Raw genomic sequence first — 25986 nt, forward strand, 5'->3', positions numbered from 1 at the left:
TCTTTTGCTTCCCCGCAGGCTGGCCACAGGCTTAGCTGTGACTTGGCCTACATATGCAAGTAGCCTAGCCGCACAAAGTCCAAATACTGGTACGCCGTTGCCAAACCGTGACCAGAAGGTTTCCGGCAGCCATACGGGGCCTGAATTGACTTGCCAAACGGATGTTACCCGCTGGTATGCTTGCAGGTTTGCCGGGCTCCAACGGCCGGTGTCGGGCACGCCAGCAGGTCAGGTCAGATGCCAGTCCGCAACGTTCCACCAGATCCCCAACGGGCCGGGGCCGGGGCCGACACCGGCGAGCCGGTTCATGTGGGCAGTTACGCCCCGTGCCTGAAACAGTGGCAGGCCGTAGGCGCTCTTCCATATCTCAGCGTCTGCCTCCGCCAGCAGGGAATCCTGTTCTGCGCGGTCGGTGCTTCTGACAGCTTGCTCCAGCAGCCGGTCAACATCACGGTTGGAGAAACTGTTGAAGTTGCTTCCGGAACCGCTGCGGAACACTTGCGGCAGGTGGCTGACGCCCACACCGGTTCCGATCCATCCCGAGAGGGCGGCGTCATGGCTTCCCCGGCCAAGGGCAGCGCCCCACTCAGCGCCGGCCAGTCCGCCGTCGACGACGTTAAACCCGGCGTCTGCCGCCGAATCCCGGATCAGCTCGAACGCCCGTGCGCGCTCTGGATTGTCACGGTTGTACAGGATCCGTACGGTGGGGGTGGCCCCGTCCAGGAGGGTACGGGCGCCGTCGATATCAACCTCTAAGTAGCCAGCCGAGCCGTTGGCTGCGACAGTATCCGGATACCTGGCCGAAGACGGGTAGAACACATACGAGTCCTGGAGCTTGGCACCGGTGCCCAACGCCGCATCTGCGATGTCCTGCCGCGGTACCGTCTTCAGGAAGGCCCGGCGCACGCTCTCCTCGGCAAAAACGCCCTGGAACGCGAGATCAAGGTGCTCGTAGGCGAAGCGGTCGAATTCCGTTACGGTCATGGAATCCGAGGCAAGGCTGCTGAACTGTCCCGCTGCGGAGAACGGGACCGTAGCCACATCCGCCCGCCCGGCAGCAAGCGCGTCTCCGGCGGCGCCGGCAGAACCCGCGAACCGGATTATCACCTCGTCAAGGTGGGGCTTTGGCCCCCAGGCAAACGCCCGGTTGCGCACCAACCGGACTGACACCCCGGGTTCGACTTCCTGGACCACAAAAGGCCCGCTGGAAAGATACAGTGAGGTGTCTTCCGGGAGCGTGGTGGATTCGAAGCCCGCATTCCAGAAGCTGGCCACCCGTGCCAGGTCCGGCTTCACCACGGGCCGGACGGGGTCTCCCTTTGGCAGCCCCTCCAGGAGCTGAATCAGGGCAGGCTCGTCCGTCAGGCCGCCCTTGAGTGCCACGACGTGGGCCGGGACACCGACGTCGAAAGCCGTTTCCCAGTCGGCAAAACCGGAGGCGTACGTGAGCGTGATGGAGCGGCCGTCCTCCCCCAGTTCGGGGAACGACGTCGACCGGAGGCCGGTGGTGTCTGCTGCAGTGGTGAAGTATCTGCTTCCGGTCCCCGCAGCGGCATCCGCGTCGTCGTAATAGCCTGAGCCGGCTGCCCACGCCAGGAGGAGGTCGCCTGCGTCGACGGGATCGCCGTCGGACCATTGAACTCCGTCGTTCACCGTGTAGCGGACCCGCAGCGGGTCCTCCGACACCCTCTCGAACCGGCCAAATTGCTCGTTTCGTACCACCCGGGCGGCATCGTCAATGGTGAAGAACCCGGCGTGCGTGAGGTGCCCGACTTTTACGTTGATGTCGGTGTTACCGGCGGCACTGGCGGGGTTGAAGGAGGAGAGGGCATTCATCTCCAGCACGGTGACGCTGCCACCTGACTTGGTTTCATCCTGGCTTGGCGCACCCAGGTCTGCCGGCGAACAGCCGCCCATGACAAGCACCGCGGCGCAGGCCGCTGGCAGCAGCCACCCGATCCTGCTCAGCCGCATGCTGACTCCTTTCCCGTCCCCATCGAGAGGCGCACGACATCCGCCCCCGGCACTCCAGGAGCGGGAACACGCAATGAACCTGGTTCAAGAGTACGGGAGAGCGGCCTATAGCGACGGGACGACTAAAGGATGCTCATGGCACCGGCGGTTTGTGTGCGGAGGAGGATGGGTACCCCTCCGATTCCTACCGAGACGGCATCACCGTCGGAGTGGAGGGGAATCGCTTTTCCATAAATGTCTACTGCCGAACTTGGTCCGCCTCCGCGGATCAGGAGCGTGTGGAGAGTCTCGGTCGACCAGACAACGTGCCCAAACGAGCCATCCGGTAACTGAAAACTTGAGGACCGTGCATCCGCGCCCACGGAAAACGCTCCCTGCGAAATGGCACCATCCAGAAACCGGGACAGGACGGCCTGGGCGATCGCGGCAGGCTTTGGTTCGAGCCTGCCGCCACCGGTGTCCGGATGATGGAAAAGACCAAAACTGGCTTCCGGGTTGCCGGACACATTCCAGTTGTCTATCAGGTTGTAATGCATGTACCTGTTGGCGCCGGCTGCCAGCACGGCTGCAGAGTCGCGCACCAGGAAAGCGGCCTGGACTGATTCGGGGTGGCCACCGGCCACGGTGTTGTAACCCCCTTCTTCAAACACCAAGGGCTGGGCTGAACCGGCTGCGCCGAGTATCGCCCTGGCGTGTGCAACAGCAAGTTCGCTGCGCCCCTCAGGAGCGGAGGACAGCGAGTAGTTGTGGATGCTGATGTCATCGACAAGTGTGTGGCCGCCAAGGGCAACAAACTGCTGGAACCATGTATACGCGCTGCCCCCGACGGTCCACCAGTCGTCCACACCCCCCAGCGCCGGCCCGCTCACCCTGGCTCCTGGAGCTACCCGCCTGATTTCCTGGGCTGCGGGCTGAAGAAGCAACAGGTAGCAATGCGGCGAGGTACCGCAGCTACCGGTATTGGTGCTGGCATTGAATTCGTTATAGACCGCGTATTGGACGCTTGCACCGTATTTGCGTGCTGTAGCGCCTACGAATTCCACGTATTCATTGATGCACCCGCTGGAGGATGGTGTACGCCCGTCATCACAGCGGCCGTGGTACGCCAGCACCAGGGTGGGGCGGATACCTCGAGCCAACAGACGGTCGATTTCCCCCTCGGTGGCAGGATCCCAGGAAAAGACCGAGCGGTTGTCGGTTACTGCGTCTTCCCATCTCCAGTCGAGACGGACAAGGTTGGCTCCTACCGCGCCTGCAGCAGCAGCGTGGTCCAGCGAGGGGTCATGGATGGCCGGGTGGGTAGTAGTCCCGAATAGCGACGCTGCAGGCGTCCTCGACAGGTCATCCACAATCCCCAGTGCCGTGCTGCTGTGGCCGCCACGGTTGGAAACCGTGAGTTGGAAATAGCCCGGACCCAATCCAACCAGGTCGATGGCGGCTGCACCTGCCACGACAGGAACAGAACCGGTCCTCACGGTCTGACCCTCTGGGGAACCTACGGTGTAGTCCAGACTGCCGGATGCAGCAGCTACGGCAACTACGGCGGATGAGGAGTCATAAAGCGCCACCGGATCAGTGAAGCGAGGCGCTGCTTGCGGCTCTGCCGCTGCATATCCAAGGAGGATCGACAGAACCACCAGCACCGCAAAGAAGGACGACGCACGCAGAAATCGAGGCAAGGGGCCTCCTGGGTTGCCGGGTTGTGCACTCAAGCGAAGACCCTCAGGGTTTATTTACGGTGACGCGGTTGGCTACACGTTGAAGCGGAACTCCACCACGTCACCGTCGGACATCACGTACTCTTTGCCTTCGATTCTGACCTTGCCGCGGGCCTTGGCCTCAGCCATGGAGCCGGCCTCAATGAGGTCGTCGAACGAGACCACCTCGGCCTTGATGAAGCCGCGTTGGAAGTCCGTGTGGATGACACCGGCGGCCTGTGGTGCGGTATCGCCACGGTGGATGGTCCAGGCACGCGTTTCCTTGGGCCCGGCGGTGAGGTAAGTCTGCAGGCCCAGCGTGTGGAACCCGACGCGCGCCAGCTGGTCAAGGCCCGATTCATCCTGGCCGTTCATTTCCAGCATCTCGCGGGCTTCTTCCTCGTCCAGTTCCACGAGGTCCGATTCCAGCTTTGCATCCAGGAAAATCGAGTCAGCCGGCGCCACCAGTGCACGCAGTTCTTCCTGCTTCTCCGGGCTGCCCAGAATTCCTTCATCCGCATTGAAGACGTAGATAAACGGCTTGGCGGTCAGGAGGCTCAATTCCTTGAGGTGCTCCATCTCCAGTTTGTCGCTCTTAACCGAGGCAAAAATGGTGTCGCCGCGCTCCAGGACCTTCTGCGCAGCCAGGATCGCGTTCAGCTCGGCGGCCTCACGCTTCTTGATCTTGACTTCTTTTTCGATGCGCGGGATGGCCTTCTCGATGGTCTGCAGGTCCGCGAGGATCAGCTCTGTATTGATGGTCTCCATGTCTGAGCGCGGGTCCACCTTGCCGTCAACGTGGATCACATCCGGGTCATCGAACACGCGGACCACCTGGGCGATCGCCTCGGCCTCGCGGATGTTGGCGAGGAACTGGTTGCCCAGGCCTTCACCCTCAGAGGCGCCCTTGACGATGCCTGCGATGTCCACGAACGCCACGGCAGCCGGCATCACGCGCTGGGAACCGAAGATCTCCGCGAGCTTCTGCAGGCGCGGGTCGGGCAGGTTCACGACGCCGACATTCGGCTCGATCGTGGCGAACGGATAGTTCGCCGCGAGCACCGAGTTGCGGGTCAGTGCGTTGAAGAGAGTTGATTTGCCGACGTTGGGCAGTCCGACGATGCCAATAGTAAGAGCCACGAGCATTGATTCTACCCGTAAGAGGGGCCGCACTGCCGCGGACTGCGGCTGGTGGGGCATGGTCACCGGAATTGTCTGAGGGTCATGCCAGAGTAAAGGCATGGACGCAACAGGAATCATTCTTTCGGTGTTGATGCTGATCGTCGGGGCTCTTTTGGGCGCCGCCGCCGCATACTTCGCCTTCCGCCGCCGCCACCAGGGGTTGGAGGAAGACTTCGACGCCGTTTCGGCGCGCCTCTCCGAGGTGACCGCCCAACTGGCCGCCGCGGACGCCGAACGGCGGCTCCTGGGCCAGCGCAACGTCGAGTTGGAACAGTCCCGTCGCGGTGACACCGACGTATTACGGGCGCTGGCTCCGGTGGCGGAAAAACTCTCCGCAGTCCAGAAGCAGGTCTCACTCCTGGAACGGGACCGGGTGGAGCAGTACGGGCAACTGGCCCAGCAACTCCAGGAAGCCAGGCTCTCCGATGAACTACTCCTCCGCTCAACACACTCCCTCGAATCAGCGCTCCGATCCAACAGTGCCCGCGGCCAGTGGGGCGAGGTTCAGCTTCGGCGTGTTGTAGAAGCTGCCGGGATGCTGCGGCACGTGGATTTCGTGGAGCAGTTCCACAGTGCCGGCACGGAATCAACCGTCCGGCCGGACCTGGTGGTTAAGTTGCCCGGCGACAAGCAACTGGTAGTGGATGCGAAGGTTCCTCTCTCCTCCTACCTGCAGGCCCAGGAAGCCGGCTCCACAGGGGGCCAGGGTCAGCGCTGGACCCCGGCCAATGAGCAGAACGCGCTGCTTGCTGCCCACGCGAAGGCACTCAAGTCACACGTAGATGCCCTGAGCACCAAAAAATACTGGGATGTGCCCGGCAACTCGCCCGAGCTCGTGATCTGCTTTGTTCCGGCGGAGTCCATCCTGTCCGCCGCGCTGATGGCTGATCCGGGACTCCTGGACCATGCCCTCTCGCGGAGCGTGGTGCTGGCCTCCCCTGCCACGCTGCTCGCGGTTTTGAAATCTGTGGCATTTACCTGGCGCCAGGACGTCCTGACGGACAATGCCCGAGAACTGTTCACCTTGGCAAAGCAGCTCTACGAACGCATGGGCACTCTCGGCGAGAATGTGGGCAAGCTGGGAGCCTCGCTTAAAACGTCAGTGGAACGCTACAACTCGCTGGTGGGGACGCTGGAGGCCAGGGTCCTGCCAACGGCACGCAAGCTCAGCGCCCTCGAAGAAATTGGGCTGGCTGTTCCCGCAAAGGTAGAGACCACTCCCCGATCGCTGAGCGCACCGGAACTGCAGCTTGCTGCTAAAACACCAGCCACTGCAACGGCCCCCGAAGATACCGAAGACGTTGAGAACGCAGCTTAGTTCTTTTTGGCGTCCTCGCTGAGCGACCGGCGGCCGCCCAGATTGCGGGTGGAGTCGCCGGCCTGCTTGAGCGTGGCGCGAAGTTCCTTCGGCAGCGAGAACAGGAGGTCCTCCTCCGCCGTGACCACTTCCTCAACCGAACCATAACCATAGTCAGCCAACAGCCGCAGGACATCCTTGACCAGCACCTCAGGGACCGAAGCACCCGAGGTCACGCCCACGGTGGCTACGCCTTCAAACCAGGCCTCGTCCACTTCGTTCGCGAAGTCCACGCGGTAAGAGGCCTTGGCGCCGTATTCGAGGGCGACCTCAACCAGGCGTACCGAGTTCGACGAGTTTGCCGAGCCAACAACAATAACGAGATCAGCCTGCGGGGAAATCTTCTTGATCGCCACCTGGCGGTTGGTGGTGGCGTAGCAGATGTCGTCGCTGGGCGGATCCTGCAGGGTGGGGAAACGCTCCTTGAGCAGGCGGACGGTTTCCATGGTTTCGTCAACGCTCAGCGTGGTCTGTGAAAGCCAGATGACCTTTTCGGGATCTCGGACGGTGACCTTGTCCACCTCGTGCGGGCCATTGATGATCTGGATGTGCTCGGGTGCCTCACCGGCGGTCCCTTCCACCTCTTCATGACCATCGTGGCCGATCAGCAGGATGTCGAAGTCGTCCTTCGCGAACCGCACGGCCTCCTTATGGACCTTGGTGACCAGCGGGCACGTGGCGTCGATGGTGCGCAGGCCGCGCTGCTCGGCAGACTCGACTACTGCCGGGGATACGCCATGTGCAGAGAAAATGACCAGGGCGCCCTCAGGGACCTCGTCCGTCTCCTCGACGAAAATTGCCCCCTGCGCCTCGAGCGAGGTGACTACATGGACGTTGTGCACAATCTGCTTGCGGACGTAGACGGGTGCCCCGTAGTGCTCGAGGGCTTTTTCGACGGCGATGACGGCCCGGTCCACGCCGGCACAGTAACCCCGGGGTGCCGCCAGGAGGACCTTTTTGGGTCCGGCCACGGGAGCCGCCGACTGGACTTCCTCCGGCGAGCGCCGCTTGCGGGGAACCATAGGCATCGACAGGGAAACAGCTGTGGAAGTCATTCCTCCATTCTACCGGCTCTGCCGCAGGCGCCCGGGCCTGAAGGCCGCAGCACCCGCAACTGCGGCGGGCGGCCAGGAGGTTCGGCAGGAAGGCTGCTGCGGCCCACTGCCATCGGGTACGCCAGCGGTGCGCGTGTCAGTAACCCCGGCTGGTTGTGCCTGAGGGCCAATTCAGGGCTTGGCCGCCGGAGATGTCGGCGTGGCATGGTAGACGTAGATAACAGCACCACGCCGAACAGACCTGCCCGAAAAGGACTATCTATGCCTCAGACTCCAGCCAGCGACGATTCCGCCGTCGCTGATGCCGGGTCAGCATCCTCAGGCCCAATAGCCACTACGGTTCCGGCGATGGCTGCTGACACCACCCCGGATAATCCCTGGCCTCTGCAGTTGCTGTCCCAAAAGCTGAAGATGCATATCGACAGGACTCCGGCAGCCTGGGTGGAGGGCCAGGTCATTGAGTTCAACCGGCGCGGCGGCAACTCCTACCTGACGTTGCGGGACGTCAATGCTGAGATTTCCCTGCCCGCCTCGGTGTGGTCAACTGTCCTTGACCGGCAGGATCTCCCGTTGGAACGAGGTTCCCGCGTAGTTGCCTTGCTGAAGCCTGAGTTCTGGGTCAAGACCGGACGGCTGAATATGCAGGTCCGCGACATCCGCCCTGTGGGGCTGGGCGATCTGCTGGCGCGCATCGAGCGGCTGCGCCAGGCACTGGGTGCGGAGGGGTTGTTCTCCGACTCCCGCAAGAAGTCGCTTCCCCTCCTCCCGCACCGCATCGGCCTGATCACCGGGCGCGACTCCGATGCCAAGAAGGATGTGCTGCGTAACGCCGCCTTGCGTTGGCCCGCCGTGGAGTTCGAGGTACGGGAGGTTGCCGTCCAGGGAAACACTGCCGTATCCCAGGTCGTCCGTGCATTGCGGGAACTTGATGCCCGCGAGGATGTCGACGTTATCGTGATTGCCCGCGGCGGCGGTGCACTGGAGGATCTGCTGCCGTTCAGCAGCGAGGAACTTATCAGGGCTGTGGCGGCGGCGGTCACGCCCGTGGTGAGTGCCATCGGGCACGAGGCTGACCGGCCCCTGCTCGACGACGTCGCTGACCTCCGTGCCAGTACGCCTACCGATGCCGCAAAGCGCGTGGTGCCCGACGTCAGCGAGGAACTGGCCAAGGTGCGGCAGTGCCGGGACCAGCTGCGCCGGACCATGGCACGAACACTTGAGCGTGAAAGGGACAGGCTGCATTCGCTGCATTCCCGCCCCGTCCTTGCCAGTCCGGAAGGCATGGTGACCGCGCGGTCCGAGGACATCGAACGTCTCCTGCGCCGGTCCTCCGCGGCTGTCAATGCACTCGTTGCCCGGGCCGGCGACCAACTGCAGCACCTCCAGGCGCAGGTCCGCGCATTATCACCACAAAAGACCTTGGACCGGGGGTACGCGGTTGTCCTGGTGGGGACGCCTGCGGAAGCTGCTGCGGGCAGCAGCACGCACCTGGACGTGGTACGGAACCCGGGGCAGGCTCCCGGCGGTGCGCATTTGGCCATCCGGGTGGCTGAGGGACGCCTCACTGCAACGTCCCACGGGCGTCCGCCTCAACCTTGACCACCACTGCGGCGCATGTTGGCCAGCAGCGCGAATTTCCAACCATCAGTCCCAACCGCAAGCCCGAGCGCAGCGGCAACGAAAGCGAGGATCAGGCCATTGACTGAACCAACCAATGACATCGGAAATTTGAGCTACGAACAAGCCAGGGAGGAACTGGTCAGCGTGGTGGGCAGGCTCGAAGCAGGCGGCGCCAGCCTTGAGGATTCGCTGGCGCTTTGGGAGCGCGGCGAAGCGCTGGCCAAGCGTTGCGAGGAATGGCTGGAGGGCGCCCGGAAGCGCCTGGCCGCCGCCCGCGACCAGCCGTTGTGAACCCAGCCGTGTGGAATTAGGGCTTTAGGTCAGGACTTCTCCACTAGCTGGCGTTCCGCCGCCACGTCGAATTCGGCGACCGGCCACTCAAGTTTCATGTCCTCCAGGGCGTCCAGGACCAGGTGCTGGACGGCGATGCGCGCGTACCATTTCTTATTGGCGGGGACCACGTACCACGGTGCGGCCGGGGTGTTCGTGTTCTCGAGTGCTGCCTGGTATGCGGCCATGTAGTCGCCCCAAAATGCGCGTTCCTTGAGGTCCCCGGTGTTGTATTTCCAGTGCTTCGCGGGATCGTCCAGCCGGGCAAGGAGCCGTTCCTTTTGTTCGTCGCGGCTGATGTACAGCATGACCTTGATGATCCTGGTGCCGGCCTCCACCAGCCGCTCTTCGAATTCATTGATGGCTCGGTAGCGGCGTTCAATCTCCTCTTGGGGGGCCAGGCCGCGCACCTTGTGAATCAACACATCCTCATAGTGCGAGCGGTCAAAGACTCCCACCATCCCGGCGGCGGGGGTCTCCTTCTCAATCCGCCACAGGAAGTCATGGGCCTTTTCTTCCTCCGTAGGCGCCTTGAAGGCCTTGAGCTGCACCCCTTGCGGATCCATGGCACCCATCACGTGACTGACGATTCCGCCTTTACCCGCTGTATCCATGGCCTGGAGGATCAACAACAGCCGTTCCGGGCCGCCGAACTTTCCACGGGCATAAAGACGTTCCTGAAGCTCGGTAAGTTTTCCGTCCAGAGCTCCGAGGAGAAGACGGCCGTCGGCCTTGTTTCCCAGGTAGCCCGGCGTCGAGTCGGGGTCCACTGCAGCCAACTGGAACCCGTCACCTACCCGGAGGGTTTCGGCCGGGTCCTTCGCAAACTCCACCACTTCGGTCATGGGTTCCTCGTCTTTCAGCCAATGCTGGTTGCAGGGCGTGTGCCCGTGCACAAAGGTTAGTTCCCCTGATACCTGCTCAGGAAGTCCGCCATGCGGCCGATTGCTTCTTCAATGTCTTTCACGTTGGGAAGCGTGACCATGCGGAAGTGATCGGGGCGTACCCAGTTGAAGGCGCGGCCGTGCGAGACAAGAATTTTCTGTTCCCTCAAGAGGTCCAGAACAAACTTTTCGTCATCCCGGATGTGGTAGACCTCCGGATCCAGCCGCGGGAAGAGATAGAGCGCACCTCTTGCCTGCTGTGTGCTGACGCCCGGAATGGCGTTGAGCAGATCATAGGCCTTGTTCCGCTGCTCCAGGAGCCGGCCTCCGGGCAGGATCAGATCGTTGATGCTCTGGTACCCGCCCAGAGCGGTCTGTATGGCGTGCTGAGCCGGCACATTCGCGCAAAGGCGCATATTCGCCAGGAGACTGATGCCTTCAAGGTAGTCGGAGGCATCCTTCTTTGGCCCCGAAATTGCCATCCAGCCGGCCCGGTAGCCACAAACCCGGTAGGCCTTGGATAACCCGCTGAATGTCAGGCATAGAACATGGTCGCCCGTGAGCGCCGCCATGTTGATGTGAACAGCGTCCTCGTACAGGATCTTCTCGTAGATTTCGTCCGCGAAGATTATAAGGCCATGCTTTTCCGCCAGTGCCACAATCTTGCGGAGTGTCTCTTCCGGGTACACCGCGCCCGTGGGGTTGTTCGGGTTGATGACCACGATCCCCTTGGTTCGGGGCGTGATCTTGGCTTCGATATCTTCAAGGTCCGGTTGCCAGCCGGATTCCTCATCGCATAGATAGTGCACCGGTTTGCCGCTGGCAAGGGCCACCGACGCCGTCCACAGCGGGTAGTCCGGGGTGGGTATCAGGACTTCATCGCCGTCATTGAGCAGCGCCATCAAGGACATGGTGATGAGCTCGCTGACGCCATTGCCGAGGTAGATATCGTCGACGTGGATGTTCTGGATTCCGCGCGTCTGGTAGTACTGCGACACCGCGGTACGGGCAGAGAAGATACCGCGGGAATCGCTGTACCCCTGGGCATGCGGCAGGTGGCGGATCATGTCCACCAGGATGGCGTCAGGTGCTTCGAACCCGAACGGCGCCGGGTTTCCAATGTTCAGTTTGAGGATCCGGTGACCCTCCGCCTCCATTTGCTGGGCGGCCTGAAGAATGGGTCCACGGATGTCGTAAAGAACATTATTGAGCTTGGTGGACTGCCTGAATTCTGCCATCCATCAAATATGCCATACCGGTGATGTACTTCCGTGAGAGATGCCTCACGTCATTACTTCACGATGCCCTTTTCCTTCAGCCATGCCGCAGCGGCATCCTTGGAATCCTGTTTCTGGCTTCCGCTGACCGCACGGTTGAGGTCCACCAGGTCTTCTGTGGTGAGGACCCTGGAAACTCCATTGAGCGCTTCTTTAGCCTCGTTGGTCATCTTCGCCGTGTTGTAGAGGGGCAGAACCTGCTGGGCCTTGAAGTTGTTCTTCGGGTCTTCGAGGACTACCAGGTCGTTGTCCTCGATGGACGGGGTCGTGGTGTAGATGTCTGCAACCTGGACCTCATCGCTCAGCAATGCCTGCAGCGTCAAGGGACCACCGCCATCGGAAAAGGGCTTGAGCTCCTTCAGCTCGCAGCCGTAGTTCTTTTTCAGCCCCGGCAACCCGTAGGCGCGGGTCTCGAAGGTGGCCGGCGCGGCCATGGTGAGCTCCGGGCAGTGCTCGGCGAGGTCCTCGATGGACTTGGCCTTGTACTTCTCGGCCGTTGCTTTGGTCACCACCATGGCATCTTTGGACTCCGCTTTGGCTGCCTCCAGCACGGCCAACCCCTCAGGCATCGTGTCCGGCAGGGCCTTGAAAACGTCTTCAGCGGACACTTCGGCCGCCTCCGGGTCCACGTGCGAGAGGAGGTTGCCGGAATAGTCGGGGACCAGGTCCACGGAGCCATCCTGGACCGCCTTGATGTAGATCTCCCGGGATCCGATATTCGGCTTGGTGCTGGCCGTGACGCCGGCAGCGTTAAGTGCGCCTGCGTAGATCTCGGCGATGATCTGGCTTTCGGGGAAGTCTGCCGATCCGACTACCAGCGGGGCGCCGGGTGAGGATGAAGCGCTTCCCGCGCTGGTGGGAGTGGACAGCGGGTCCCCGCCGCCGCAGGCGGTCAGGGCGAGGGCAACGCCAAAACCGGCGGCCAGTCCGCCAAGGCCTCGGCGCGTGATGGTTGCGGTGTGGGGATATTTCATGGGGTTCCTCCTGAGACAGCGGCTGCCTTTGATGTGGCTGCCGGTGGGACGTTGGCCGCCTGGTGGCGGCGGCCTTTGGTTGGCGATCTGAGACCTGGCGAAATGACCAGCCGCTGCAGCAATGCCAGCAGCAGGTCCAGGGCGATGGCCAGCGCGGCTATCAGCAACGATCCTGCCAGCATGCGCGGAAAGTCCTGCAGCAGCAGGCCATCGAAAAGGTAGCGGCCCAAGCCGCCCAGGGGCAGGTAGGCAAAGACGGACACGGTGCCGATGACCTGCAGCACGGCAGTCCTGATGCCGCCCAGCATCACCTGCAGTCCGTTGGGAACCTCGACCGTGGCCAGGATCTGCAGTTCGGTCATGCCCACAGCCCTGGCAGCATCAACTACCGCAGGGTCAACGCTGGAAATTCCCGCGTAGGTGCCGGCGAGAAGCGGCGGGACGGTAAGGATGACCAGCGCCCAGACCGGCGGCATCAACCCGGTGCCTGCCAGCAGCGCAAACAGGACCAGCAGTCCCAGGGTGGGCAGGGCGCGAAGGGCACCGGCGATAGCTACGGCAGCAACCTTCCCCCGGCCCGTGTGGCCGATGTACAGACCCAGTGGGATGGCAATGAAGCTGGCGATCAGTAGCACCAGTGCGCTGTAGTGGAGATGCTCTCCCAACCGGAGCGGAATGCTGCCGCTGCCGGTCCAATGCAGCGGGTCGGCCAGCCAGTCGATGGTATCCGTGAAGATGCTGCTCATCAGCCCGCCCCGCTGTGGACAGGAGTTTCGGCAAGGTAGGCGGCGGAGGGCTTTCCGGAAGCAGCATTGCTGCTGGCAGCGGAAACCCGCGTCCAGGGGGTCAGCAGCCGGTCCAGGACCACGAGGACGCCATCCATAAGCAGTGCCAGCAGAACGATGGCGACGATTCCGATAACCACTTCAGCGGGGAAATTCCGCTGAAGACCGTCAGTGAAGAGGCGACCCAAATTCTCGACCCCCAGAAGGGCGGCGACGCTGACCAGCGAGATATTGCTGACCGAGACCACGCGCAACCCTGCGAACAGCACAGGAAGCGACAGCGGAAGATCTACCGTGAGGAACCGCCTGAACGGCCTGTAACCCATGGCTGTGGCCGCTTCCCTCAGGTCGTCGTCCACAGAATCGAGGGCGTCGATGGCGGCCCGCACCAGGAGCGCAATGGCGTAGATGGTCAGGGCAACGACCACGTTCAAGGGGTCCAGGATCCGCGTCCCGAGTACTGACGGCAGGATGATGAACAGGGCAAGGGAAGGAATGGTGTACAGCAGCGAACTGACCGTCAGAATGATGGATCTGAGCGACGCAGAGGTCAGGGCGAGCCGGGCCAGAGGCACGGAAACCAGCAGTCCCGCCATCATGGGGATCACGGCCAGCACCAGGTGCTGCACGGCCCTGTCCAGCACCAGTGCGCGGTTGTCGATCAGCCAGTCTGCCCAGTCCATCAGAGCGTCGCTTCCCGCCGCCGCCGCTCGGCATCAATCGCCTGCAGCACCTCGGGAGCCTTGATAACGCCGGCGAAGGCGCCATCCGGATCCACTGCGACACCCAGCCCGGAAGGGGAAGAAAGCGCCGAGTCCAGTGCACGGCGCAGGGAGTCCCCCTTGCTGAAGAGAGAACCGCCCGCCACGACCTTTGAGGTTCCGGGCGGCACCCAGCCGAGCGGACGCCGTCGAGCATCAACGGCGAGGCGCCAGGCTCTGGAAGGCGGCACTTCAGTTGACGGAACTCCCCCGGAGCTTTCCCCTCCGGGCAGGGTGATGAGGTCTGCCGGATGGATGGTGACGGCGTCTGCGGAGGTAAAGCCCAGGCGCCGGAACCCACGGTCACGCCCCACGAAGGAGGCGACGAAATCATTGGCAGGAGCGCGGAGGATCTCCTCGGGCGTGGCGTACTGTGCGAGGATCCCGCCCAGGGCGAAGACTGCCACCTTATCGCCCAGGATGGTGGCTTCATCAATGTCGTGCGTGACAAAAACAATAGTCTTGGCCAGCTCCCGCTGGAGCCGGAGCAGCTCCTGCTGAAGTTCTTCCCGCACCACCGGGTCCACGGCACTGAACGGCTCATCCATGAGCAGCACCGGCGGGTCGGCGGCGAGCGCCCTGGCCACACCGACCCGCTGCTGCTGTCCGCCGGACAGCTGCGAGGGGTAACGCTTGCCAAGCGCGGACGCCAGCCCGACGACGTCGAGCAGTTCTGCGGCCCGTTTCCGCGCCGCCTGCCTGGGTACGCCATTGAGCCTTGGCACAGTTGCAATGTTGTCCAATACCGTCCTGTGTGGCATCAGGCCGGAGGACTGCATGACGTAACCCATGGACCTGCGCAGCTGCGCCGGCGGCACGCTCAGCGCATCCTTGCCGTCCACGGTGATGGAACCCGACGTCGGTTCAACCATCCTGTTGATCATCCGCAAGGAGGTGGTTTTGCCGCAGCCTGACGGTCCCACAAAGACCGTGATTGAGCCTTTGTCGATAGCAATGGTCAAGGCGTCGACGGCAGGCTGGCCACCCTGGTACCGCTTGGTGACCCCATGGAACTCAATCATGGCTTGGGCCATTACCCGCGTTCCTAACTGTTGACGGCATCGGACGGAACACAACAGAGCGCTTTAGACAGACTAGCCAGAACCCCCGACAAAGTGCAGCGGGTAGTCCAACAGTAACCATTCGGAGACCTGCCCTGTGGCGGATGGGTCGGCATAGAGTTGAGGCATGACCAATTTGGAAAGCAGTCCCCGGCACCAGGTATGCCCTCCCGGGAGCACTCACGTGACGGGCCCATGCGTCGAACTGTGGCCGGAGCGGCAGGTTCCGTTGGGCGGAGTCCGGGCCATGGACGTCCGGCGCACCTTGCCGCAGCGTGGCCTGCCCACGGTGGGTGCGTGGTGCTTCCTGGACAGCTTCGGCCCTGCCAGGACGGCCATGTCCGTCCTGCCGCATCCGCACACCGGGCTGCAAACCGTGACCTGGCCGCTGGAGGGCAAGGTGCGGCATCGCGACAGCGTGGGCAGCGATGTGGTGGTCCGGCCCGGCGAGCTCAACATTATGACTGCCGGACGCGGCGTGTCCCACTCCGAATTCGCGGTACTGCCACCTGTTGCCGAGCCTTCCATTGACGGCGGGGAGCTGCTTCCCCTGCAGCGCGGCCTGCAGCTGTGGGTAGCGCTTCCGGACTCCGAGCGCCACCGCGAACCTGCCTTCGAACAGCACAAGGTCCTGCCGGAGGCATCCGGGGTCGGGTTCCACGCCACCGTCATCGTGGGGACACTCCTTGGAGTCACCTCTCCCGCCACCATGTACTCACCGATAGTCGGCGCGGACGTCGTTGCCGACGGTGATTTTTTGTTGCCTCTGGCCGAAAACTTCGAACACGCCGTGGTGGTCCTGGACGGCGCACTGGTTATCGACGGTCAGGACGTCCAGCCGGGACCGCTCGCCTACCTCGGCCTCGGCCGTACTTCGATGGAGGCGCAGGCCGTGCCGGGCACCAGGTTCCTGCTGCTGGGTGGTGAACCATTCGAAGAAGAATTGCTGATGTGGTGGAACTTTGTGGGCCGTACCCACGACGAGGTGGAGCAGGCGCGCCTGGACTGGGAAGGCCAGGCGGAGTTCAATGCGCAGCACGCTGCCGCTGCCCGGTTCGGTTACGTCGAAGGACACGGGCCCGACGCCGGCAGGGAAGCCGGGCGCATCCCGGCACCTCCGCTGCCGGGAGTCCGCCTGACGCCCCGCACCAGGGGTCCGCGGACCTGAACCGCTACCGGGCTGCAGCCGGTACATGGCTGCAGCCGGGCTCCGGCCTCGGTCACGGGCGCCCGGCAGCGGCCGTTTTTTCTTCCTGTTCCGCCCGAAGCAAGTCCAGGACACCAAAGACAGGTTCCTGGTCCAGGATCCGCACGTCGATGATGCCGTGATGATCCAGGCCTTCACGGAAGGCCTCCTGGAGAACTTCAACGTTCATGCCCAGCCCCCCGCCAAGGATCACCGGTCCCCTGATGCCCAGCTGGGACAGCGTGCCATAGGCCAGTCCGGCCAGGTCCTTGCCGGCCTGCTGCAGAAGCTGCCGGCTGTCTTCGTGTCCTGCGGCGGCCGCCTCAACCACATGGCGGGCCTGTTGAGCCCAGTAGCGGCGCCCGGTATCCGGGGAGTGGAACAGGGCAATGAGCTTGTTCGGTTCGTCCAGCCCACACGAAGCCAACAGCGCTTCCGTCAGCTGGTCCGGGGCTGCGCCCTGGTTCATCCGGCGCAGGCTGTGCCGCACGGCCTCCCTGCCCAGCCAGTATCCGCTGCCTTCGTCCCCCAACAGGTATCCCCAGCCGCCGGCACGGGCTTCATCGCCCTGGGCGTTTCTTCCCCAGGCCGCTGATCCTGTTCCCGCAATGACGGCCACACCAGTGCTGGAACGTCCCGCGGCGAGCAGGAGCCGGGAATCGTGGACCACCGTGATGCGGGCGTCCGGTACGTTCGCCCGGATTAACGTGGCGAGCGCAGCCGCATCCTCTTCGGTATCGATCCCCCCTGACCCGGCATATACCCGGTCAACTTCGCCGCCGCCGATCCTGCCGAACAGCTCAGCGAGGTTTGCCGCTGCCTGTTCAGGGGTGACGTTTTGGACGTTGGAGCTGCCGGTCGATTCGTCGGCGACGGCGACGCCCCCTTCGAAGCGGACGCCGCGGGTCTTGGTGCCTCCGATGTCGAGTCCGATCACGGCACCGGTAACTTTTCCGGCCGCCTGCGTGCCGCCGTCGGGAATTTGCTGGATATTCACGGTCCAAGACTACTGAAACAGACCACCCGGGACCGCATGAAGCGGGCCGTGACGTTTTGCCGGACCGCCCACGGGCTTAAGTAGTGTTGTCATCATGCCTCAGCCGCCTGCCAGCCCTTCTGCCTGGGACGGGCACGCCAAGGGCTCCGCGGGCTACGCACGGATCCTTGCCGCCCTGGCCTGTGCAGGGGTTGCCACCTTCACCCAGCTGTATTCGCCGCAGGCCCTCCTGCCGCTTCTGGCCGCAGACCTGGGGAGTTCCGCGGCCGATGCGGGGCTGAGCATCTCGGCCGCAACGCTGGGACTCGCTGCCGCCGTCCTGCCATGGGCTTTTCTGGCTGACCGGATCGGCCGGGTGAGGGCTATGACCTTCGCAATTTGTGCCGCCACAGCTTTGGGACTGCTGGTTCCGTTTGCTCCGGACCTGCCTTTCCTGCTGGTGCTGCGCCTGCTCGAAGGAATGGCGTTGGGCGGAATCCCGGCATTGGCCATCGCCTACCTTAACGAGGAGGTGAGTCGCGTCCATGCCGCGGCAGCTGCCGGGGGCTACGTGGCAGGAACTACAGTCGGCGGGCTGGCCGGACGTATTGTGGCAGGTCCCGTTGGCGAGCTGTGGGGCTGGCGGGCGGCTGCCTTTGCCGTGTCAGTTTTGGCGGCGGCAGCAGCAATGGCCTTCCTGCTGCTGATCCCGCGGGCGCGGGGATTCATCGCATCGCCGGCCGGAGGGATGCGATCGGCGTTCGCACTGCTGGGCAGGCAGCTGCATCATCGCCGGCTCCTGGCTATCTACCTGCAGGCTTTCCTCCTCATGGGAGGCTTCGTGGCGGTCTACAACTACCTGGGATTCCGGCTGGGAGCTGAGCCCTACAGCTTGCCCGTCACCGTGGTCAGCCTGATCTTCCTCGCCTACCTTTCGGGCACACTCTCCTCCCGCTGGGCGGGGTCCCTCACACTGCGTTTCGGCCGCCGCAGTGTGCTGCTTGCCGGAACAGGGCTCATGATGGGCGGCCTGGCCATCACCATGCTTTCGCCGCTGCCGGCCATCCTGGCCGGGCTGGTGTTGTTCACTGCCGGATTTTTTGCCGCCCACAGCATCGCCTCGGGATGGACGGGTGCCATCGCCACAGACGGCCGCGCGCAGGCCGCCTCGCTCTACAACCTTGCGTACTACCTCGGCTCCAGCGTTGTGGGCTGGGCGGGCGGCCTGCTCTTTCAGGCGTTGGGCTGGGCTGCATTGGTATGGACTGTACTGGCCCTGACGGCGTGCAGCGCGGTGATCTCCGCCGTCGTCCATCCCGCACGTCCCCCTTCCATCTAGGATGACTAGAGAAGATCCCTAGGAGGAGCCATGAACGGCAATGTGAGGCCTGGCAAACCGGGGTCCGTTAACCACGAACCACTGGATGCCATCGACGAAAAGCTGCTGGCCGCCCTTGTGTCGGACGCTCGGATTTCCAACAAGCAATTAGCGGAACTGGTGGGAATCGCCCCATCCACCGCGCTGATGCGGACCCGTGCGCTGACCGAACGCGGGATTGTCCAGGGTTATGAGGCAAAGCTGAGGCTGTCCGCCATCGGCCGGTCCGTGCAGGCACTGGTCGCCGTGCGGCTGCGCGCCCACGACCGGGACCAGATCGATCGCTTCACCGGCCGGGTGCCGCACCTTCCCGCGGTGCTGTCCACGTTCCACACCTCAGGTTCCGTTGACTATCTGTTGCACATCGCCGTGGCCACCACGGAAGACCTGCGTGACTGGGTTCTGGATAACCTGGCCACGGATCCTGTAGTGGGGCACACGGAAACCACGCTGGTCTTCGAGCACATCCAGGGCAACCACGGGCCACTGCCGGAGCACAGCGCGCAGGAGTAGAGCCTACATCCGCGATGCGTTCCGGCGGCAGGCAATGACCGCCAGCACCAGGCCGGACACGGCGCAGAGGCCGGCGAAAACGCTGATCGATGCCGGCAGCCCGAAGAGTCCCGCCGTCCAGCCCAGGCCAAGCACCGGGAGGGCGCTGCCCAGGTAGGTGATGACGTAGACGCTGCTGATGATCCGGGCGTGGTTGGCAGCTTCTACCTTGCCGGCTACGTTGTTGAACGCCGTCCGGAAGGCTACGCCCTGGCCCAGGCCGGCTCCGGTCCCGGCGGCCACCAAAAGGAACATATTGGCGCTGGCAGCGGCCACCGGCAGGAGTGCCACGGAAACTGCCAGTACCACCATGCCGCTGCCTACCGCCAGCCGTCCCCTGATGTTCAAGAACTGGCTCAGCGCTGATGCAGCGAGGGCGAGGCCCGCCAAAGCACCGATTGCCACGCGGGAGTCGAGACCGAACGACTCGGCGAAGTAACCCGGCGCAAGCGACAGGAAGAAACCAAAAACACTAAAACTCAGGAAGCCGACGGCGGAGGCGAACCAAAAGGCACCCCGCGCCTCCCGCGATACTGCCGGCAGCCGCGGTGCCAGGGCGCGGATCCGCTGGCGTGGGTTAACCATGCCGGGGTCCACAACATTAATGGCGGGGTGGGCCTTGAGGACGTACAGCGGGACCAGGAGTCCCAGCAGCACCAGTGAATGCACAACGTACGGCGCCGACGTGGCTCCGGGCAGCAGCGACAGCAGGCCACCGAGCACCGGTCCGGCAGCCACACCCCCGGCCGAGGCCAGCAGGGTGAATCGGGAGGCCCACTCAGGCCGGGACGGCAGGAGCTCGCGCAGGGCTGCTGAGCTTGCTCCGGTAGCCAGTGCCACGGCGATACCCTGCAGGGCGCGGCCCGCGCACAACATGGCCAGGTTGTCTGCAGTTGCGAAGACAGCCCCGCCCGCCAGCCCCACGAGGACCGCCAGGAGCAGCGCGGCCCGGCGTCCGATGTGATCGGACCAGTGCCCCGCGGCAACGAGCGCAGCGATCAGAGCCACGACGTAACTGGTAAAGGCCGCAGTTGTGCCCAGCGGCGACAGACCCAGCTGCAGTTGAAGCAGCGGGTACAGCGGCGTCGCCAGGTTGGCGCCCACCAGCAGAGTAAATATGACAGCGCCGGCCAGGACCAGCCGGGTGGTGTTGGAGGCATCCCAGCCGTAACGGCCGGAAGCGGGGGCCTGCATCCGGAATTCACTCAAGACAGTCATGTGGTTGCCTCTGCGGGACAGGCCTTGGCGTCCTTGTGGGTCGCGGCGGCCAGCGTACTGGGATCATCTAAAGAATGAAGGAACCCGCCCCATATCGGCGTAATTCTTGAGGTAAATTGGGCAAAACCGCCAATGCTGATCCCGCAAAGTGACCCGGAGTGACAATTTGAGCAATTTGGATACCACTGACCTGCGCATCCTTCTGGAACTGGTTCGCGATCCGCGCATCCAGATCGGTGATTTGGGTACCACCCTGGGCATCGCGCGCAATACCGCACAGGCGAGGGTCCGGCGCCTCCTCCGCTCCGGCATACTGCACGACGGCGGCCGGGAGATTGACCTCGCGGCGGTGGGTTACGACGTCGTCGCTTTCGTGACGATTGAGGTGACACACCGGGAACTGGACGGAGTTGTGGGCGCCTTGCGCCTGATCCCCCAGGTGCTGGAGGTGCATGAAATTTCCGGCCGTGGCGACGTCTGGTGCCGGGTGGTTGCTACCGATACCCACAACCTGCAGTCGGCGCTGCGGTCCGTCCTGCGGATCAAGGGCGTCATCCGCACGGAAACGGTCCTGGCACTGCACACCCATATCCCCTACCGGACCGAACCGTTGATCAGCCGGCTGGTCCAGCCCGGCGCCGCTCCGTCAACAACTGCCCACGCCGCAAAGCCGCAGGCGTCCGCCCGCTGAGCCGCCGCGGGAGTCCGGGTCATCGCGGCTAGGATTCCTGTATGGATTGGCTCTCATACACCTCCCAGATCAATTGGCTCGCCGTGCTGCTGGCTTTCGTGGCCACCATGGTGATCGGCTTTGTCTGGTACCTGCCCGCTGTGCTGGGCAACCGTTGGATGCAGGCCATCGGCAAGACTGAAGAAGACCTTAAGAACATCGACGGCGGCGCGGGTATCTGGTTGCCCATGACGGCTGCCGCGGCGCTGACTGCGATCCTCCTGGCGGTGCTGATCGGCGCGCTGGGCCTGGACAACGCCGTCACGGGCGGACTGTTCGCTTTGGTCCTGGCCGTGGTGTTCCGAGCCGGCGGGCACGTGATCCACAATGGCTTTGCCGGGCGCCCGGTGGCGGTCACACTCATCGATTCCGGACATGACGTCCTGGCCATGACGGTTGCCGGCGTCATCATCGGGGCAATGTCCTGAGCATGAAACTTTCAGGAAGAGCACTGTGACAATCATCGATAACGCCGTCTACGTTGACGGCGTCCGTGTCGCCGAACCGCTGGACATGGAGCAGACGATCGAGACCCTCGCCCACCACGGCGGCATGGCCTGGATCGGCCTGTACCGCCCCACCGTGGAGGAAATGGCGGCAGTGGCCCGTGAGTTCGGGCTGCACGAGCTCGCGGTGGAAGACGCCGTCTCCGCCCACCAACGGCCCAAGCTTGAACGCTATGGCGACAGCCTCTTCACCGTGCTGAGGCCCGCCCGTTACCTGGACAATGAGGAAATCGTCGAGTTCGGTGAACTGCACATCTTCACCGGGCCCAACTTCGTCGTCACGGTCCGGCACGCGGAAATGAGCGGAGTGGGCCAGGTCCGGCAGCGGCTGGAAGCCCGCCCCGAACTGCTGCGGCATGGCCCCGAGGCCGTGCTTTATGCCCTCCTGGACCAGGTGGTGGATGACTACCAACCTGTCACCGCAGGCCTGCAGAACGACATCGACGAAATCGAGGACCAGCTGTTCAGCGGCGACTCCACGGTGTCCCGGCGAATCTACGAACTGGCCCGGGAAGTGATCCTGTTCCAGCGCGCCATCCATCCTCTCCCGGAAATGATGCTGCAACTGGGCAGGGGCTTCGAAAAATACCAGGTAGGCAGCGAGCTGCGGCACAAGCTGCGCGACGTCGAGGACCACGTGGAGCGGGTCATCTCAAGGGCGGATTCATTCCGTGAGCTGCTGCAGAACGCCCTGACGCTGGACGGCACCCTGACGGCAAACCGGCAGAACCTTGCCAGTGCAGAACAAAATGAGCAGGTTAAGAAGATCTCCTCCTGGGCAGCCATCATCTTTGCGCCGTCCTTCGTTGCCGGCATCTACGGCATGAATTTCGATTACATGCCTGAGCTGCACTGGTCGTTCGGCTACCCCATGGCCCTGGGCCTGATGGTGGCGACGGCGGGAGTCATGTACGCGGTGTTCAAGAAGAAGGGCTGGCTGTAGCCCGCAGGAAAAATGTGGAGCTAAGGAGATTCGAACTCCTGACCTCTTCGATGCGAACGAAGCGCTCTACCAACTGAGCTATAGCCCCGGATGACCGCTCCCCGCGCAGATTTTGCTACCGGAAGCGGACCGGCTCCCTAAGGCTATAAATTTTCTCCGCGCATTGCCAACCGGGCCCCGAGCCACGCCCCAAACGTCTGTTGGCCTGCGCACTGCTCCGGCGCGAGGTTCAACCCCGCACGAAAGTACGCCCCCATTGCGCCGGGCAGCGGAAATTCCAGGACGCGCCCCCGCGCGCCAGTGGCTTCCTGCCAGGCGATAGCAAAATCGAGCATGCCGGCGACCTCCGGCCCGGCCGCTGTTACTACGCGATGAGCTCCAGGGGTTGCATGGCCGGGATCCGCCAGGGCCTCCGTCAGGAGCACCGAGGCAACCTCTGCCGGGGCGATCGGCTGGAATCGGGTGCCCTTGAAAACCGGGATCAGGCGCAAGGGCCTGCCGGCGGCGAAGATCATGTCCAGCAGGCTGTGAAACTGGGTGGCACGCACCGCCACTGTCGCCAGTCCGGACGCGGCATAAACAGCCTCCTTGGCCGCCTTGGAGCGGTAGAAAGCGCTGCTGCTTCGGTCGCAGTTGATGATGGACAGCACCGCGGCCCTTGCTACGCCCTGGGCGGCCGCCGCAACCAACAGCCGCGATCCTCCTGCAGTATAGGTACGCAACGCCCTTCCCGCTTTGCCCTCCAGGCAATCGATCAGGACGTCCACTCCGGCGAGCGGAACTTCCAGGCCTTCTCCGGTGGTGACATCCGCGGCAAAGTACGTGGCGCCGTCGTGCCTTCCCTGGTCAGTGGGCGACGGCGGGTGGCGGCTGATGACGGTTACCTGGTGGCCCTGCTGCGCGGCCTGGGCCACTACTTCGCGACCTACCTGGCCGGTTCCGCCCGCCACACAGATATGCGCCATGAGGGTTCCAGGATCAGGCGCGGCGGCGCTGGAGGACGTCGTCGAGGTTGCTTAGCGCGCTCGAAGGTTTGGCTGGCGCCACAATCCGCGGCTCGGCGGCTGCAGACTGCTTAAGCGGAGTCTTGGCGCTGGCCTTTGGTGCCTCGGGAAGTTCCAACGGCTCCGGCGCGGGACGCTCGGCCTTCGCTGCATCCACGTACACGGGCTTGGGTACCTGCACGGGCTCCCAAGGTGTCCCTGATGGCTGAGCGAGCGGCTTGGATCCGGCGGACGGATCGCCGGCAGCAACGGCGACAGCAAGCGCTGCGGCCCGCAGCTCGTTGGGCGTGAGCGGTTTGACCGTTTCCTCTTCCGACTCGGCGTCGAACGGAGCAACGGATTTTTCAGCTGACTTTGCAGCCGATGAGGCAGGCGATGCAGCGGGCTTCTGTGGCACCGAAACCCGGGTGGCTTCCGGAGCGGAGGACATGGCATCTGCAAATGCCCGTCGCATCTTCGTCCGGCGATCACGGACAGCGAGGGTGCGCAGGAGGGCAACGGATGCTACAGCGATCAATGCGGCCACGGCAGGAACGGCACCACTCACTACGCCAAAGGCCAGGAGCAGCACGGTCACAACAGCAGTCAACAACGCAAGAAGCCCTGCTGCAGCGATAGCACACCGGCCATAGCGGATCCGGAACGTGCCCGGGCCGCGGGTTGCGGGCACGCCGGGTTCGGGTGCGGTGCTCTTCCTGTTGTCCATGACTGTCTCCTGCTGGGAGGCCATTGTCATGACCATCCCGGCTTGCGGGTCTGATGAAGGGGCGGAAAACCTCTCCGCTGTTGTTCCCCCCGCCGCCTGGTGGCGCAGGCGGTTACGAAGGAAATGCGGGGCAACCCAAAAAATCCACAGGGCAACAGTGATGACAAGAATCACTGAGCTGCTAAGGGGAAAGTCCACAATCAAAACCGTATGAGCAATCGGCGGCTGCCCGCGGCATTAGCGGCGGTGTGTCGCGTCGAACGTAGGTGAACGGATCAAAGAAGTACGACGGCGGCACTCAACGGCGCGAATCAAGCCACCTTTTCAGCACGCCGTCCGGAACTTCCTCCGTGGTCAGTGCAAAAGAACGGTGATCGGCCCACTGCCCGTTGATATGCAGGAACCGCTCACGGAGGCCTTCGTCACGGAAGCCGAGTTTCTCTACGACGCGCAGGCTGGGGCCGTTTTCCGGCCTGATGTTAATCTCCATGCGGTGCAGGCCCAAAGTGTTGAAGCAGTGGTCGGTAGCCATGGCCACTGCTGTGGGCACGATCCCCTGCCCGGCGCGGCGCTGGTCAATCCAGTACCCCAGGGTGGCCATCATGGCCGAGCCCCAGACGATGGAGGACACCGTCAGTTGGCCCACGATCCGCGGCCTGCTGTATCCGGGTGTCCGCTCGGTGATCAGGAACGGAAGGGCCGTCCCCTGGGCAGCCTGGCTTTTAAGCGACCTGACCATGTGCCGGTAGCCTGGCAGCCACCCTCCAGGCGCCGGGTTTGACGCTTCCCACGGCGTCAGCCACTCGGTGTTCAGTGACCGAACATACATCCACTCTTTTTGGTCCCGGTACCGAATGGGACGCAGGACCAGGTCACCGTGTTCCAGCGTTACCGGCCAGATGGGGCTGCCCCGCACCGTAAGGCTAGTCAGACAAGCCGGCGGCGAAACCAGGCAGCCACTCGCGCAGGCCCGGTCCCAGGTCGTCGCTGTCGATGCCGAGCTGGATACATGCCTTCAGGTAGCTCAGTTTGTCTCCTGTGTCGTAACGACGGCCGCGGAAAACCACGCCGTAGACGCCGTAGCCTTCGCCTTCGCCTGCTGCCAGTTCCTGGAGGGCGTCCGTCAGCTGGATCTCATCACCGCGGCCCGGGGCGGTGTTCTCCAGAACGGAGAACACCGAGTGGTGCAGGACGTAACGGCCGATGACGGCCAGGTTGGACGGTGCGTCGGCCACGTCCGGCTTCTCTACCAGCTTGTTAATGCGGAAGTAGTCCTCACCGTCGATTGCTTCAATGTCCGCACAGCCGTAGGCGCTGATCTGAGATGGATCCACCTCGATCAGTGCCACTACTGAGCCGCCGGTCTTGGCCTGAACATCAATCATGACGCTGAGCAGTTCGTCCCGGGCGTCAATCAGGTCATCGCCAAGGAGCACAGCGAAGGGCTCTTCCCCCACGTGCTGCTGGGCGCGCAACACTGCGTGCCCCAGCCCTTTGGGATCTCCCTGGCGGACGTAGTGGATGTCACCAAGATTGCTGGCTGCCTGGATGGAGGCGAGTTTGGCGGTATCGCCCTTGGCTTCAAGGGTGGCTTCAAGCGTTGGCACGCGGTCGAAGTGATCTTCCAGGGCGCGCTTGTTCCGGCCGGTGATCATCAGGACATCGTGGAGTCCCACGGAAACGGCTTCTTCCACCACATACTGGATGGCCGGCTTATCCACGACCGGGAGCATTTCCTTCGGCATCGCCTTGGTGGCGGGCAGGAACCTGGTGCCGAGTCCCGCGGCAGGGATAACGGCCTTGCGTACTGGAGCGTTAGTGGTAGTCACT

General features: G+C 63.6%; 25 protein-coding genes and 1 tRNA gene. 9 read left to right on the forward strand and 17 right to left on the reverse strand.

The genetic code is table 11. The features are described from left to right. Positions 1–228: 228 nt before the first annotated feature. From AC50X5_RS03100 to ychF, 3 genes are all read right to left on the reverse strand, one after another. The gene (locus AC50X5_RS03100) at positions 229–1974 is read right to left on the reverse strand and encodes an ABC transporter family substrate-binding protein (RefSeq protein ID WP_494974671.1); all 1746 of its coding nucleotides are present in this window, start codon (positions 1972–1974) and stop codon (positions 229–231) included. Positions 1975–2096: 122 nt separating this feature from the next. After that, positions 2097–3653 (reverse strand): hypothetical protein, encoded by a 1557-nt coding sequence (locus AC50X5_RS03105; protein WP_494974672.1) that lies wholly within the window; start codon positions 3651–3653, stop codon positions 2097–2099. A 72-nt stretch (positions 3654–3725) separates the two neighbouring features. Further along, positions 3726–4811 carry a redox-regulated ATPase YchF gene (ychF, locus tag AC50X5_RS03110; protein ID WP_494974673.1) on the reverse strand — a complete coding sequence of 362 codons (1086 nt, stop codon included), beginning with the start codon at positions 4809–4811 and terminating at the stop codon, positions 3726–3728. Positions 4812–4911: 100 nt separating this feature from the next. Here ychF and AC50X5_RS03115 point away from each other — a divergent pair, with 100 nt between their 5' ends. Continuing rightward, on the forward strand, positions 4912–6171 hold the full coding sequence (locus tag AC50X5_RS03115) for a DNA recombination protein RmuC (protein WP_494974674.1): 1260 nt from the start codon (positions 4912–4914) through the stop codon (positions 6169–6171). Here the strand turns inward: AC50X5_RS03115 and AC50X5_RS03120 are convergent. Next, positions 6168–7265: a 4-hydroxy-3-methylbut-2-enyl diphosphate reductase gene (locus AC50X5_RS03120; protein ID WP_494974675.1), complete on the reverse strand. Its 1098-nt coding sequence runs from the start codon at positions 7263–7265 to the stop codon at positions 6168–6170. The genes AC50X5_RS03115 and AC50X5_RS03120 overlap by 4 nt on opposite strands. Positions 7266–7613: 348 nt before the next feature. On the opposite strand from AC50X5_RS03120, the gene xseA reads away from it, so the two are divergent. Then, positions 7614–8864 (forward strand): exodeoxyribonuclease VII large subunit, encoded by a 1251-nt coding sequence (gene xseA, locus AC50X5_RS03125; protein ID WP_494975219.1) that lies wholly within the window; start codon positions 7614–7616, stop codon positions 8862–8864. A gap of 99 nt (positions 8865–8963) precedes the next feature. Then, positions 8964–9176, forward strand: a complete 213-nt coding sequence (locus AC50X5_RS03130) for an exodeoxyribonuclease VII small subunit (RefSeq protein ID WP_494974676.1) — start codon at positions 8964–8966, stop codon at positions 9174–9176. Positions 9177–9205: 29 nt separating this feature from the next. Here the strand turns inward: AC50X5_RS03130 and AC50X5_RS03135 are convergent, their stop codons facing one another. From AC50X5_RS03135 to AC50X5_RS03160, 6 genes are read right to left on the reverse strand one after another with little or no spacing between them, the layout of a single operon-like run. Next, a complete protein-coding gene (locus tag AC50X5_RS03135) occupies positions 9206–10060 on the reverse strand; it encodes a polyphosphate kinase 2 family protein (protein WP_494974677.1) in 855 nt (284 codons plus the stop codon). A gap of 56 nt (positions 10061–10116) precedes the next feature. Next, the gene (locus AC50X5_RS03140) at positions 10117–11337 is read right to left on the reverse strand and encodes a pyridoxal phosphate-dependent aminotransferase (protein WP_494974678.1); all 1221 of its coding nucleotides are present in this window, start codon (positions 11335–11337) and stop codon (positions 10117–10119) included. A 53-nt stretch (positions 11338–11390) separates the two neighbouring features. Further along, a complete protein-coding gene (locus AC50X5_RS03145; RefSeq protein ID WP_494974679.1) occupies positions 11391–12350 on the reverse strand; it encodes an ABC transporter substrate-binding protein in 960 nt (319 codons plus the stop codon). After that, positions 12347–13096: an ABC transporter permease gene (locus AC50X5_RS03150; RefSeq protein ID WP_494974680.1), complete on the reverse strand. Its 750-nt coding sequence runs from the start codon at positions 13094–13096 to the stop codon at positions 12347–12349. The genes AC50X5_RS03145 and AC50X5_RS03150 overlap by 4 nt, the downstream gene beginning before the upstream one ends. Further along, complete coding sequence (locus tag AC50X5_RS03155; RefSeq protein WP_494974681.1) at positions 13096–13818, reverse strand: ABC transporter permease; 723 nt, start codon at positions 13816–13818, stop codon at positions 13096–13098. Before AC50X5_RS03155 ends, AC50X5_RS03150 begins: the two co-directional genes overlap by 1 nt. Beyond that, on the reverse strand, positions 13818–14930 hold the full coding sequence (locus tag AC50X5_RS03160; RefSeq protein WP_494974682.1) for an ABC transporter ATP-binding protein: 1113 nt from the start codon (positions 14928–14930) through the stop codon (positions 13818–13820). Before AC50X5_RS03160 ends, AC50X5_RS03155 begins: the two co-directional genes overlap by 1 nt. 154 nt (positions 14931–15084) lie before the next feature. Here AC50X5_RS03160 and AC50X5_RS03165 point away from each other — a divergent pair, with 154 nt between their 5' ends. Beyond that, a complete protein-coding gene (locus AC50X5_RS03165; protein WP_494974683.1) occupies positions 15085–16125 on the forward strand; it encodes a pirin family protein in 1041 nt (346 codons plus the stop codon). A 52-nt stretch (positions 16126–16177) separates the two neighbouring features. On the opposite strand, the gene AC50X5_RS03170 is transcribed toward AC50X5_RS03165, so the two are convergent. Next, positions 16178–17140 carry an N-acetylglucosamine kinase gene (locus AC50X5_RS03170; protein ID WP_494974684.1) on the reverse strand — a complete coding sequence of 321 codons (963 nt, stop codon included), beginning with the start codon at positions 17138–17140 and terminating at the stop codon, positions 16178–16180. Positions 17141–17234: 94 nt separating this feature from the next. Here AC50X5_RS03170 and AC50X5_RS03175 point away from each other — a divergent pair, with 94 nt between their 5' ends. Both AC50X5_RS03175 and AC50X5_RS03180 read left to right on the forward strand, forming a co-directional pair. Continuing rightward, a complete protein-coding gene (locus AC50X5_RS03175; protein ID WP_494974685.1) occupies positions 17235–18458 on the forward strand; it encodes an MFS transporter in 1224 nt (407 codons plus the stop codon). A gap of 30 nt (positions 18459–18488) precedes the next feature. Next, positions 18489–19010, forward strand: coding sequence for an Lrp/AsnC family transcriptional regulator (locus AC50X5_RS03180; protein WP_494974686.1), 522 nt, complete (start codon positions 18489–18491; stop codon positions 19008–19010). 3 nt (positions 19011–19013) lie between these two features. Here the strand turns inward: AC50X5_RS03180 and AC50X5_RS03185 are convergent, their stop codons facing one another. Beyond that, positions 19014–20267, reverse strand: a complete 1254-nt coding sequence (locus AC50X5_RS03185; RefSeq protein ID WP_494974687.1) for an MFS transporter — start codon at positions 20265–20267, stop codon at positions 19014–19016. 166 nt (positions 20268–20433) lie between these two features. On the opposite strand from AC50X5_RS03185, the gene AC50X5_RS03190 reads away from it, so the two are divergent. Genes AC50X5_RS03190 through corA form a run of 3 tightly spaced genes read left to right on the forward strand, consistent with a single transcriptional unit; the run spans position 20434 to position 22446 of the window. Then, on the forward strand, positions 20434–20958 hold the full coding sequence (locus tag AC50X5_RS03190; protein ID WP_494974688.1) for an Lrp/AsnC family transcriptional regulator: 525 nt from the start codon (positions 20434–20436) through the stop codon (positions 20956–20958). A gap of 41 nt (positions 20959–20999) precedes the next feature. Further along, positions 21000–21425: a DUF1761 domain-containing protein gene (locus AC50X5_RS03195; RefSeq protein WP_494974689.1), complete on the forward strand. Its 426-nt coding sequence runs from the start codon at positions 21000–21002 to the stop codon at positions 21423–21425. A 25-nt stretch (positions 21426–21450) separates the two neighbouring features. Then, positions 21451–22446 carry a magnesium/cobalt transporter CorA gene (gene corA, locus AC50X5_RS03200; protein ID WP_494974690.1) on the forward strand — a complete coding sequence of 332 codons (996 nt, stop codon included), beginning with the start codon at positions 21451–21453 and terminating at the stop codon, positions 22444–22446. Between the two features lie 15 nt (positions 22447–22461). Here the strand turns inward: corA and AC50X5_RS03205 are convergent. From AC50X5_RS03205 to galU, 5 genes are all read right to left on the reverse strand, one after another. Then, positions 22462–22534: transfer RNA gene (locus AC50X5_RS03205), tRNA-Ala, on the reverse strand. A 55-nt stretch (positions 22535–22589) separates the two neighbouring features. Further along, positions 22590–23411: an SDR family oxidoreductase gene (locus AC50X5_RS03210; RefSeq protein WP_494974691.1), complete on the reverse strand. Its 822-nt coding sequence runs from the start codon at positions 23409–23411 to the stop codon at positions 22590–22592. Between the two features lie 13 nt (positions 23412–23424). Continuing rightward, a complete protein-coding gene (locus AC50X5_RS03215) occupies positions 23425–24156 on the reverse strand; it encodes a hypothetical protein (protein WP_494974692.1) in 732 nt (243 codons plus the stop codon). 298 nt (positions 24157–24454) lie between these two features. Continuing rightward, positions 24455–25072: a GNAT family N-acetyltransferase gene (locus AC50X5_RS03220; RefSeq protein WP_494974693.1), complete on the reverse strand. Its 618-nt coding sequence runs from the start codon at positions 25070–25072 to the stop codon at positions 24455–24457. 7 nt (positions 25073–25079) lie between these two features. Next, on the reverse strand, positions 25080–25985 hold the full coding sequence (gene galU, locus AC50X5_RS03225; RefSeq protein ID WP_494974694.1) for a UTP--glucose-1-phosphate uridylyltransferase GalU: 906 nt from the start codon (positions 25983–25985) through the stop codon (positions 25080–25082). Position 25986 lies beyond the last annotated feature (1 nt).

This window comes from Pseudarthrobacter sp. MDT1-40-2, from assembly GCF_059383595.1.

What these genes read in the sequence shown, in the direction of transcription:
- AC50X5_RS03100 (WP_494974671.1), bottom strand. Translation starts at nt 1,974, where the DNA reads ATGCGGCTGAGCAGGATCGGGTGGCTGCTGCCAGCGGCCTGCGCCGCG.
- AC50X5_RS03115 (WP_494974674.1), top strand. Translation starts at nt 4,912, where the DNA reads ATGGACGCAACAGGAATCATTCTTTCGGTGTTGATGCTGATCGTCGGG.
- AC50X5_RS03120 (WP_494974675.1), bottom strand. Translation starts at nt 7,265, where the DNA reads ATGACTTCCACAGCTGTTTCCCTGTCGATGCCTATGGTTCCCCGCAAG.
- xseA (WP_494975219.1), top strand. Translation starts at nt 7,614, where the DNA reads ATGGCTGCTGACACCACCCCGGATAATCCCTGGCCTCTGCAGTTGCTG.
- AC50X5_RS03135 (WP_494974677.1), bottom strand. Translation starts at nt 10,060, where the DNA reads ATGACCGAAGTGGTGGAGTTTGCGAAGGACCCGGCCGAAACCCTCCGG.
- AC50X5_RS03140 (WP_494974678.1), bottom strand. Translation starts at nt 11,337, where the DNA reads ATGGCAGAATTCAGGCAGTCCACCAAGCTCAATAATGTTCTTTACGAC.
- AC50X5_RS03145 (WP_494974679.1), bottom strand. Translation starts at nt 12,350, where the DNA reads ATGAAATATCCCCACACCGCAACCATCACGCGCCGAGGCCTTGGCGGA.
- AC50X5_RS03150 (WP_494974680.1), bottom strand. Translation starts at nt 13,096, where the DNA reads ATGAGCAGCATCTTCACGGATACCATCGACTGGCTGGCCGACCCGCTG.
- AC50X5_RS03155 (WP_494974681.1), bottom strand. Translation starts at nt 13,818, where the DNA reads ATGGACTGGGCAGACTGGCTGATCGACAACCGCGCACTGGTGCTGGAC.
- AC50X5_RS03160 (WP_494974682.1), bottom strand. Translation starts at nt 14,930, where the DNA reads ATGGCCCAAGCCATGATTGAGTTCCATGGGGTCACCAAGCGGTACCAG.
- AC50X5_RS03165 (WP_494974683.1), top strand. Translation starts at nt 15,085, where the DNA reads ATGACCAATTTGGAAAGCAGTCCCCGGCACCAGGTATGCCCTCCCGGG.
- AC50X5_RS03175 (WP_494974685.1), top strand. Translation starts at nt 17,235, where the DNA reads ATGCCTCAGCCGCCTGCCAGCCCTTCTGCCTGGGACGGGCACGCCAAG.
- AC50X5_RS03180 (WP_494974686.1), top strand. Translation starts at nt 18,489, where the DNA reads ATGAACGGCAATGTGAGGCCTGGCAAACCGGGGTCCGTTAACCACGAA.
- AC50X5_RS03185 (WP_494974687.1), bottom strand. Translation starts at nt 20,267, where the DNA reads ATGACTGTCTTGAGTGAATTCCGGATGCAGGCCCCCGCTTCCGGCCGT.
- AC50X5_RS03195 (WP_494974689.1), top strand. Translation starts at nt 21,000, where the DNA reads ATGGATTGGCTCTCATACACCTCCCAGATCAATTGGCTCGCCGTGCTG.
- AC50X5_RS03210 (WP_494974691.1), bottom strand. Translation starts at nt 23,411, where the DNA reads ATGGCGCATATCTGTGTGGCGGGCGGAACCGGCCAGGTAGGTCGCGAA.
- AC50X5_RS03215 (WP_494974692.1), bottom strand. Translation starts at nt 24,156, where the DNA reads ATGGACAACAGGAAGAGCACCGCACCCGAACCCGGCGTGCCCGCAACC.